The sequence below is a fragment of the Streptomyces yerevanensis genome, assembly GCF_000716805.1.
Lineage (GTDB): Bacteria > Actinomycetota > Actinomycetes > Streptomycetales > Streptomycetaceae > Streptomyces > Streptomyces flaveus.
The window spans coordinates 1-416 of the sequence record NZ_JNWJ01000231.1 but is presented as its reverse complement, the minus strand read 5'-3'; the positions used below and the strand labels follow the sequence as shown (position 1 = coordinate 416).

The following is a 416-nucleotide window of genomic DNA, read 5'->3' as shown; positions in this document are numbered from 1 at the left end:
GGCTGCGCCGGCATACCGGCCGCAAGGGCGAGCGCCGCTCGCTGGGCGAGAGCGACTGCATCCGCCTGCTCGACGGCGCCCACCAGCTACTGAAGGCCCCGCTGATCGTGGTGTGGGACCGGCTGAGCACCCACACCTCCAAGACGATGCAGGCGCTCGTGGCCGAGCGGGACTGGCTGACGGTGGTCCTGCCGCCCGGGTATGCGCCCGAGCTCAATCCGGTGGAAGGCCTGTGGGCGCATATCAAGCGGAGCCTGGCCAACCTGGCCGCCCGCACCCTCAGCGAGCTGGAGACTCTGCTCCGCCAGCGGCTCAAGGCGATGCAGTACCGGCACAACATCCTCGGCGGATTCCTCGCCGGGACGGGCCTGACTCTCGACAGACCGGACGGACCCTAATACGCCGAAGTCAGTAAG

General features: G+C 69.0%; 1 protein-coding gene. It reads left to right on the top strand.

What is annotated here, in order from left to right; translation table 11 throughout:
* Nucleotides 1-398 (top strand): transposase (locus OP79_RS49195; RefSeq protein WP_033329869.1); only part of this gene is annotated, 398 nt, incomplete at its 5' end.
* Nucleotides 399-416: the final 18 nt, after the last annotated feature.